1 protein-coding gene is annotated in these 10,836 nt (G+C 73.5%); it reads left to right on the top strand.

What is annotated here, in order from left to right:
• Window positions 1-41 precede the first annotated feature (41 nt).
• Entirely contained in the window at window positions 42-10,823 is a 10,782-nt protein-coding gene (locus ABD54_RS13435; protein ID WP_047869813.1) for an ADP-ribosyltransferase, read from the top strand.
• The last annotated feature ends 13 nt before the right edge of the window (window positions 10,824-10,836 follow it).

Below are 10,836 nucleotides of genomic sequence, written 5' to 3'. Positions count from 1 at the left end.
AACACTGGCGTGCTCTCGCCGGTGCCGCGTGCGCCGTCGCCGTGGCGCCCCCCGCGGGCCAGACCACCACACCACCCGCGAACACACCGCAGAACACCACCTCAGACAACAGCCAGCGCCCCGCGTCCTCGGAGCGGGACAACGGCGGACGCTCTCCCCAGCGCACCAACGACAACCGCGCGCCGGACCCCTCCCCCCAGGGGACCAACGGCGACGGCGCACGCGGCACCGGCGAGAGCACGCCACAACCCGACACCGCACCCGCATCCGAGCAGCGGACCGCGTCGGAGGACGTCCCGCCCTCTCCGCGGCCCGTCGCCGAAAACGGCGACGGCCAGCACCAGACCGGGCCCAGGACGCAGAGCGCGCCGCCCCCGCAGCCCGCGACCGAGAGCGGCGGCGACCAGTACGGCACCGGTCCCGGAACCGAGAGCGGACCGCCTCGGGACACCGGAGACAGCGGGCACACCGCTCCCGGGCGCGACGCCGAACAGCCCGACGGGCACGACGGGGACACCTCCCGCGACGACGACCGCCCCGAGAACGACGACGCCGGGGACCGGTCCGGCGACGACACGCAACCGGTCGAGGGAGCCAACGACGGCTCCGGCGACGGCCAGCGTCCCGCCGCGAACAGGGAGGAGTCCGAGGACGGCAAGGACCGCTCGGGCCGGGAGGAGGCCGACGGATCCGGTCGTGAGAACCGCGCGGGCGGCGAACGCGAGGGCGAAGGCACCGGGTCCGCGCACCGGAACGGCCCCGACGGGGAAACCGGTCCGGAGCGGAACGCCTCGCCCGCCGCCGAGGGCACGCCGGTCCCCGCGCGGAGCACGGACACGGACGCGCCTCCGGCGCCGACCGCCGCCGGACCCGAGCGCGCGGCGGACAGCGGCTCCGACACCCCCGGACAGACGCGCACCGACCCCACTGCTCCCGGGATCGACCCGAGGGCCGACGCCCGTGCCGCGTCGGTCCTGGACCGCCTGCCCGAACTCACCCGGGCCCTCGCGGACAAGGACCTCCCCGGGGCGCGGACGCTGGGAGCCGACTTCTGGAGGCTGCTGCGACCGGTCGACGGGCCAGCCCCGGAGAACCACTCCATCCGCGAGGCGCGCGCGCTGGCCCAGGCACTGGTGTACGTCCTCTCCGACCCGTCCAACAGGCGCGTCCCGTTGAGCGGCGAGTCCGCCCCTCCCGAACGCGTCCAGGACGCCGAGTCCCTGGCCCGCGGCATCGGCCGCCAACTCCGCGACCGCCACGACCCGGTCCGCGCCCGGCTCTGGCTGCCCGGCGGACGGCTCACGACGGACTACGTCCGCTACGCGATGCAGGACCCCGAGGACCGGGGGCCCTCCCCCTACGACGCACCGGACGCGGTGAAGACCGTCAACACGGCGCTGGTGGACGGTGACGGAGACGCACCGGCCTCTGGAGAAGGGCCCGGGGAGACGTCGGCACCGGGCCGGACGGCGACCGACACCGACGACACGGCCGCGGAGGTGCGGGACCCGGACGGGGACGGCACCGGGACGGCCGGCGCTCCCCTGAGCGACCGGGCGGAGCCGGAGCCGGAGGAGCGTCCCGCGACCGCCTCGATCCTGGACACGTTCCACAGCGCCCTCAACGAGCCGTCCGCGTCCGACCGGAGCGGATCGGTGACCGGTGAGGAGTCCTCCGGTCCGGGGGACGGACCGTCCCCGCAGCCGCCTCCAGGACGGTCGGCGCCCGAGCCGAACACGGACGACGACGTGACCGTGTTCCTGATGGAGACGGCGGAGCAGGACCCGTCCGAGGACGACGGGCCCTCCAGCGGGTCCGGGTGGCCGCGCGACCGGGAGGACGGGATGGCCGACCTCCTGGGGCTGGAGGACCCGGCCGCCCGCGCCGCGGAGCTCGATGACCCGGGCACCAACCCGCACACCTTCGACGCGCTGCCCCGGGACCAGCGCGAGGCCGTCGTCTCGCAGGCGGCCAGCGACTGGCTCTCGTCCCTCACCTGGATCCCCTCGCTGGACACCGCCTCAGTCCAGAAGAGGCTGGAGGACCTGACCTACGACGCGGACGACAACGCCACCGGCGACGACCTCAACGGCTGGCCCCTCTACGAGAAGAACGGGAGGCGCTGGCCGACCCTCGCCGAGATCCGGGAGCTCCACTCCAACGGCGGTAACTCCCACACCCTCATCCGGCTCATCGACGACGTCTTCAAGGCGCCGGACCCCGGACAGCGGCTGCGCCACTGGTACGAAAACTCGGACGAGGCCGGTGCCCTGGCCAGGGCCGCCGGCGGCGCCTACCCGACGGCCGACCGGGTCCTGGACACCCTGCGCACCCTGGACGCCGCGACCGACCGCCCGCTGCCGGGCCCCCTGGAGGTGACCTTCACGCTGAGCGGGGACGAGGGCCTCACCGGGCTCGCCGGATACGTCGAGGGCGACCCCTCCTCGCTGGTGGGCACCGATCAGCGGGAGGCGGGGTACCTGCGCACCTCGCTGGACCGTTCACCGGCGACCGGAGGCGACGGCACGGCCGTGGTCCGCCTGACCGTGCCCGAGGGCGGGCGCGGCCTGTGGATCGGCGACAGGGCGGACACCTCCGACCCGTACACGCTCCTCCTCCCGCGCGGCACCGGCTACCGCGTCACCGACGTCACGGAGTCGGACGGGATCGTGGAGATCACCGCCGTGGCCCTGCCCGCGGAACCGCGACCGGTGGCCGCGCCGCCGGCCGAACCCGCCACGGCCCACGACGACGGGGTCCACGGAGACGACGAGAGCGAAGCCAGTTCGGAATCGGACGCCGAATCGGACGACTCAGACGACTCGGACGCGGACACCGACGTCAGGGGCACCCTCGACGAGGACGGCATCCGCCGCTTCGACTCCCCCGAGGAGGTCGAGGGGCAGGACCGGTGGCTCCAGGACCCGGCCAACAACCCCCACGCCTTCGACACCCTCACCCCCGACCAGCGCCGGACGGTCGACTCCTACACCAGGTCCGCCTGGATCACCCGTGTCGCCCGCATCCGGCCCTTCCTGCCCCAGACCGTCGCCCGACAGCTGATGGAGTGGCGCTCGCAGTCCCGGACCGAGGCGGCCGCCCACGACACGGCGCAGACGGCCCACGGCTGGGACCTGTACGAGGCCAACGGTCTGGTCTGGCCGTCCGTGGAACGGCTGCGCCAGATCGCGGCCTCCCCCCAGCCGCTCCCCCCGCGGACCCGCGGGCTCATCCGGTACATCCTCGACGCCCCCGACCCCCGTGCCGAACTCGGCCACTGGTTCCACAACGCGGGATACGCGGGGGTCATCGCCCGGCTCAACGGGGGCGTCTACCCCGACGCCGCCGAGACCCGGCGGCTGTTCCGCCTGATGGACGGCGCGGTCGACCGCCCGCTGCCCGAGGGCATGGCCGTCTCCCGCGGCATGCAGTCGATCGACCACCTCCTGCGCACGACCGGGGGCACCGACCCCCGCGGGCTGGTGGGCACCGTCCACACCGAACCCGGCTACATGTCCACCACCCTGGGCGACACCCCGTTCAAGACGGACTCGGACGGATTCCCCTTCCTGTTGCGCCTGGACGTGCCCGAGGGGAGCCGCGGCCTCTGGATCGGTACGCGCAGCCACGACCCGGAGCAGATGGAGCTCACCCTGGGCCGCGGCACCACGTACCGCGTCACCGGCGTCCAGGACCGGATCGACCCCGAATCCGGCGGCCCGCAGACCGTGGTCACCGCGACCGTGGTCCGGCTGCCGCGGGCGGTGCCCGACCTCTTCTCGGAGGGGAGCACGGGCGAGGACGGCGTCCGCAGGTTCTGGAGCGCGGAGGAGGCCCACTGGTACGGCCACCGCCTCCACGACCCGGCGCACAACCCGCACGCAGTCAACGCGCTCCCCCGGGCACGGCACGACCTCGCCCGTGCCCTCAGCGCGCTCGCCGACGGGTTCGACCTCACCCGGACGGACCCGGACGGCGCCCGGGAGCTGCTGGACTCCCTACGCGCGGCGAGCCGCGTCACCCAGGCCTCCACCCCGGCGCAGCGGCAGCAGGTCATCGGGTGGGAGCTGTACGAGGCGAACGGCCTCACCTGGCCGTCCCCCGACCGGCTGCTCCAGCTCCTGTCCGTGGAGCGGGTGCGCAACCCCGCGCGGGCACAGTTCATCACCGACATCGTCAGGCAGGGCCCCCAGGAGGCGGCCCGCAGGCTGGGCGGGCTGTACAACTCGGCCGGGGCCGCCGGGGTCCTGGCCCGCGCGAACGGGGGCGCCTACCCCTCGCCCGAGCGGCTGCTGGACATGCTGGCCTCCTATGAGAACGCCGTCCGCCGCCCGCTGCCCGACGCGGTCGAGAGCACCTGGTACCTGGACCAGGCGACTGCGCGGCGGTTGCACGGATTCGACCCGCGCGACCCCTCCGCGCTGGTCGGGACCGAGCAGACCACCCGGGGGTACACCGCGGTCGCGCTCAACCCGCGGCCGGTCGGCCCGGGCGAGGGGGCGGCGGTCGTCCGTCTCGTCCTGCCGCCGGGGGCGCACGGCCTCTGGCTGGGCGGTGCGGGCCCCCGCCCCCAGAACCAGGAGATCGTCCTCCCCCCGGGGACCGGGTTCCGGATCGACTCCTTGGACACGTCCGGAGTCCGTCCCGTGATCACCGCGCGGGTGCACGTGCCGACGGACGACACCGCCGCGCCCGAGGTCGTGGCGCCGACCGTCGCCGGGGCCGCGCCCGAGGCGGTGAGCGCGCCGCCCGCCGCCGAGGCCGCGCCCGACGGGACGAACGACGCCGTCACGGGACCGGACACGGAGCGCACCGTTCAGGGGCCGGGCGACGGACGGGGCCACGTCGACGGGAACGGGATCCGGAGGTTCCGCACGGAGGAGGAACTCGACGCCTACGACCAGTGGCTCCACGACCCCGCCAACAACCCGCACGCCTTCGCGGCCCTGAGCCCTGAGCACCGGAACAGGATCACGGGCTACACCATCGACGGCTGGCTCAACACCGTGGCCCGCGATTCCATGAACGCGGAACGGGTGGGGATCGTTCTGGACCTGATGCGCCAGGACACCGTCGCGTCGTTCGAGACCAACCCCATGGGCTCGCGCGGCTGGGAACTGTACGAGATGAACGACCTCGCGTGGCCGACCCTGGACCGGCTGCGGGAACTCCTGGAACAGGGGCGCGTTCCGGAGAGGGCCGAGGGCTTCGTCAGGTACATCCTCGACGCGCCGGACCCGCAGGAGGAACTCGACAGCTGGCACGCGCGCGCCGGTGAGGCCGGGGAGGTCGCCAGGTCGAGCGACGACGCGTTCCCGCCCCCGGAACGCACGCTCGAACACCTGCGGACCCTGACGGAGGCCATCGACAGGCCCCTGCCCGAGGGGATCGAGGTGATCCGCGGGCTGGAGGAACTGGACCACCTCGAAGGCTTCGACGGCAAGGACCCCTACTCCCTCGTGGGCACCGTCCACACCGAGCGCGGGTTCATGTCCACGTCGCTGGGGCACGAGCTCGCCGGGGTCACGTCCAATTACGCGCACGCATTGCACCTGACCCTCCCCCGCGGCTCCCGGGGCGTCTGGATCGGTTCGGAGAGCAGGCACCCCGAGGAGCGCGAGATGATCCTCCCCCCGGGTACGACCTACCGGATCACCCGGGCGGGCTGGGGCGGCTCCCGCGGACTGGAGGGCCTGTACATCGAGGCCGAGGTGATCGTGCCGGAGCGTCCGGTTCCCGAACCGGACCAGGCGGGGACCGAGGGGTCCGCCGACCTGCACGTGTTCACGGCGGAGACCGACACGGACGCCACCGTCACGGGCCCCGACGAGCCCGGACTCGGTGCGGACGCGGAGGCCGGACTGGCCGCGCTCCTGGGGCTGGAGGACTCCGGGCGCGAGAGCGACGGAGACGACGCGTACGACGACCGGCCCCTCCTGGAGCGCTACGACTCCGACAACGAGGCGCCGACGGCCCCGCGCGCCGACCGGGCCCCGATCGACCGCACGGACGACGGCGACACCGAGGCCGCGACACCCGAAACGGGCGGCGGAGAGGTCCGCGGGTTCCGTACCCGGGAGGAGTTGGACGCCTTCGCGGAGCGGATGGAGGAGCGGGACGGTGAACCGCACACCTACGGCGCCCTGCCGCCGGAGCTGCGCGCCCTCATCCGCGGTCACACCGCGTTCCCCTGGCTCAGCAATCTCGCCCAGCTCGGGACCTCCGACCCGGCGGTCGTCCAGGCCAGGCTCGACTTCTGGAGCAGAACCAGCCTGGACAACGCCACCGACCCCGACACCCCCAACGGGTGGGTGCTCTACGAGGCGAACGGCCTGTCGTGGCCCTCGCTCAGCCGGGTGCGGGAACTGTACGCCGAGGGAGGCCGCTCCGAGGCGTTCGAGGCGGTCGCGGCGGACATCTTCGGTTCCTCCGATCCGCGGCTGCGACTGGACCACTGGTACGAGAACGCGGACGACGCGGGGGAGGTCGCCCGGGCGAACGGCGGTTCCTACCCCACCGGGGACAGGGCCCTGGAGCTCATCCGGGACATGGACACGGCCGTGGACCGGCCCCTGCCCGGCCCGATCGCGGTGTCCTTCGCACTGGACGTCGAACGGGACCTGCCCGGACTCGACGGATACGACTGGGACGACCGGTCCGCCATAGTGGGCAGGGACCAGCGCGAGCGGGGGTACACCACCGTCTCCCTGGGCGACTCGCCCTTCACGACCGCGCAGCGCGACACAGTGGCGGTCGTCCGCATGGTCCTCCCCGAGGACGCGCGGGGCCTGTGGATCGGTGACCGGGGCGCGACGGGCGACCCGTACGCGCTGGTCATGCCCCGGGACTTCGGCTACCGCGTCACCGACGTCCGGATCACCGACGACGGAATGGAGATCGACGCCGAGCCGGTCCGCGCGGACACGTCGGCCGGAGAGCCGTCGGCGGAGGCCGGGGACGGCGACTCGGACTCCTCCACGGTCCTCGACGAGCAGTCGCGCCCTCCGGCGGGCGACGGCCGCGGGCACGTCGGCGACGACGGTTACCGGCGCTTCCGCGCCCCGGAGGAAATGGACGCCTACGACCAGTGGCTCCAGGACCCGGCCAACAACCCCCACGCCTTCGACACCCTCACCCCCGACCAGCGCCGGACGGTCGACGCCTACACCAGGTCCGCCTGGATCACCCGGATGGCACGGGTCCGGCCCCTGTCCCCGGCCGGTGTGGCGAGTCAGTTGGAACTGATGCGGGCCCAGGCCCAGGACGAGGCCGGGCAGGCGGAGACCATGGTGACCGCCCACGGCTGGGACCTGTACGAGGCCAACGGACTCACCTGGCCCACCCTCGACCGGCTGCGCGAGCTCCGGGCGAACCCGGACGACCTCCCCCCGCGCACCGTCGGGCTCATCGACTACGTCCTCACCGCCCGCGACCCCGCCGAGGAACTGCGCTACTGGTTCCACAACTCCGGGTACGCCGGGGTCATCGCCCGCCACAACGGCGGGACCTACCCCGACGTGGACCGCGTCCTGGAACTCTTCCGCCTCCTCGACGACGCCACCGGCCGCCCCCTGCCCGAAGGCGTGGTCGTCTCCCGGGGCATGCACTCCATCGACCACCTGCTGCGCGTGGTCGGCAGGTACGACGCCTACGGCCTCGAAGGCACGGTCCACACCGAGCCCGGGTACATGTCCACCACCCTGGGCGAACAGGCCTTCAAGACCGATGCGGCCCCCTTCCGCTACCTCCTGCGGCTCAACGTCCCCCAGGAGGCGCACGGCCTCTGGATCGGCTCCCGCAGCCACGACCCCGAACAGCGCGAACTCACCCTCGCCCGCGGTTCCACCTACCGGATCACCGGTGTCAGGGAAACGTTCGACATGAACACGAGCGGTCTCGTGACCGTGCTCTCCGCGGAGGTGGTCCTGCACCCGGAGGCCTTCGCCGACCCGCTCTCGGACGGACGGCTGGACGCGTCCGGTGTCCGGCGGTTCCGGACGCCCGCGGAGGCCGACTGGTACGCCCACCGGGCCGGGCGCGCGGAGCGCGGCATGCCGGGGCTGGACACCCTGCCGGAGGAGGCGCGCCGCGTCGCCTCGGCGTTCTCGGACACCCCGTGGCTCGCGGACCTGGCACTGGTGCCCCCGGACGACGTGCGGACGCAACTCGACCGGTTGCGCTCGATGAGCCGTAGCGAGCGGCCCTCGGTCGTGGACCCCCACGGCAGCAGCGGCTGGGAGGTCTACGAGGCCAACGGGCTCACCTGGCCCACCCTCGACCGGCTGCGGGAGATCGCGGACGCCGCCGAGGAGGGGACCCCCAAAGCGCACTTCCTGCGGACGATCCTCGCGCTGGAGCGTCCCGAGGAACGGCTGGCCGGTCTGTACCGCAGGAGCGGTAGGGCCGGAGCGCTGGCCGCGGCCAACGGGGGGACCTACCCCTCCGCCGAGGATGTGCGGGAACTGCTCGGAAGCTACGACGAAGCGGTGGGGCGCCCGCTCCCGGACGCGGTCGAGACGACGTGGGTCATGACCCACACCCACGACCTCCGGTTCCCGGAGGGGTACGACGAGAGGCACCCCTCCGGCCTGGTGGGCACCGTCCAGAGCAGCCCGGGGTACACCACGGTCTCCCTGAACCCGAAACCCGTGGGCCTGGGGCACCCCGCGGTGACCGTCCGGCTGACCCTGCCCGAGGGCGCGCACGGGCTCTGGCTGGGCGCGGAGGGCCCGCGGCCGTCGAACCACGAGATCGTCCTGCCCCGGGAGATGTCCTATCGCGTCACCGGCGCGGAGAGGACCGCCCACGGCCTGCTGCTGTCCGCCGAGGCCGTCCTACCGGAGCAGACCGGCACCGCCTCCGAGACCCGACCGCCGACCGTGGGGGAAGCCCCTCCCGCGACCGGAGGGGAGACCGGGCAGGACACGGCCGCCCCCGGCGGGGAGACGGGGCACACGGCCTCCCCGGACGCCCCCGCGGACGACTCCGCCACCGGCACCGGGACCCCCGACGACGGCAGGGGGTACGTCGACGACCGGGGTGTGCGGCGGTTCCGCTCACTGGAGGAGACCGACGCCTACGGCCGCTGGCTCCACGATCCGGCGAACAACCCGCACGCTTTCGACACCCTCCGAGACCGGCAGCGCGAGGACGTGCTCGGGTACACGGCGGACGGGTGGCTCAACGCGATCGTGCGCGAGAACCTCTCGCCCGAGCAGATCCAGGACGCCTTGGACGAGGTGCTGGACGAGACCCGCCTCCAGATCAACTCGGACCCGATGTCTGCCCGAGGCTGGAGCCTGTACGAGCTGAACGACCTGTCCTGGCCCACCGTCGAGCGCCTTCGGGAACTCCTGGCGCAGGACCGGGTGCCCGAACACACCGCCGGCTTCGTCAGGTACATCCTCGACGCGCAGAACCCGGAGGCGGAACTGGCGGGCTGGCACAAGCGCGCGGGCGCGGGCGGCATCGTGGCGCGGTCCAACGGAGACGTGTTCCCCACCGCGGCCGATGTGGCCGCGTTCCTGGAACGCCTCGACCGGGCCGTCGACCACCCGCTGCCCGACACGGTCGAGATGGTCCGCGGCCTGTCCGAGGTCTCGTTCCTCGACGGGTTCCGGGACATGGACCCCTACTCCCTGGTGGGCACCGTCCAGACCGAGCCCGGTTTCATGTCCATGTCGCTGGGCAACAAGCTGGCCGAGCACCACAAGGCCGAGTCCGCGCACGTCGTCCACCTGACCGTGCCCGCGGGCAGCCGCGGCCTGTGGATCGGTGAGAGGAGCGACTACCCGCAGGAGCGAGAGGTCGTCCTCGCCCGGGGCACCACCTACCGGATCACCCGCGCGGGATGGGGCGGATCGTTCGGGGTGCCGGGGTTCTACATCGAGGCGGAGGTGGTGCCCCCGCCGCGGACGGAGACCGCTCCGGCGCCGGAGCGGCGGGCCGGGGACGCCTCGGACGTCCAGGTGCTCACCGTGCGAACCGACACGGAGACCACCGTGACCGGCCCCGGGGAAGTGGGGCTCGACAGCGGCACCGAGGCCTTCCTGACCGCGCTCCTGGGGCTGGACTCCGCCGCTCCCCCGGAGACCGGGGCACAGGACGCCGGGCCGGACCTGCCCGCCGACCGCCCCGGAAGTGTCGGCCCCGACGGCGTGCGCCGGTTCGCCACCGACGGCGACGGCGCGGGGTACGGGAAGCTCGTCCTCGGCGACCGGTTCCCGTCCCTGACCCCGGAGCAGCAGAACTCCGCCCGGGCCTACACGAAGAACGCGCAGTTCTACAACGACTTCTCCCGGCACTCCAACCCCGAGTCCGATGTCCTGCGGCTCAGCGAGCATCGGTTCTTCGGTTCGTGGGTCGAGAAGTGGTTCGACGGGCACACCCCGACCCGGGAGAACGCCGAGAGGACCTGGGACCTCCTGCGCGAGGGGATGGAACTGCTCGACCGGGCGATGGAACCGGTCCCGGAGACGGTCGAGGTCAGGCGCTCGGTGTTCAGCGTGGGCTTCATGGCCCCGCCGGGGCGGCCCTTCCACGACCCCACGGACCTGATCGGCACGGAGTTCCTCGAACGGGGGTTCCTCTCGGGGTCCCTGGGGGTCGAGACCGTGAACCGGGCCGCCGCCTACCAGTTCCACCTGGCCGTGCCCGCGGGGCACCCCGCCCTCTGGATCGGCGAGGGCAGCGTGCACCGGTCCGAGAGGGAGCTGCTCCTGCCGCGCGGAACGCGCTTCAGGATCGACGACGCGCTCCAGGACCCCGGCACCGGGCAGTGGACCCTGCGGGTGACCGTGCTGCCGTTCACCCCGCGACCGTGACGAAGGAGGAGGG

Origin of the sequence: Nocardiopsis sp. RV163 (assembly GCF_001029525.1) — a bacterium.
Classification (GTDB): Bacteria; Actinomycetota; Actinomycetes; order Streptosporangiales; family Streptosporangiaceae; genus Nocardiopsis; species Nocardiopsis dassonvillei.
Note: the sequence above shows the minus strand (reverse complement) of the source record. Positions and strands in the feature narration are given on the sequence as shown.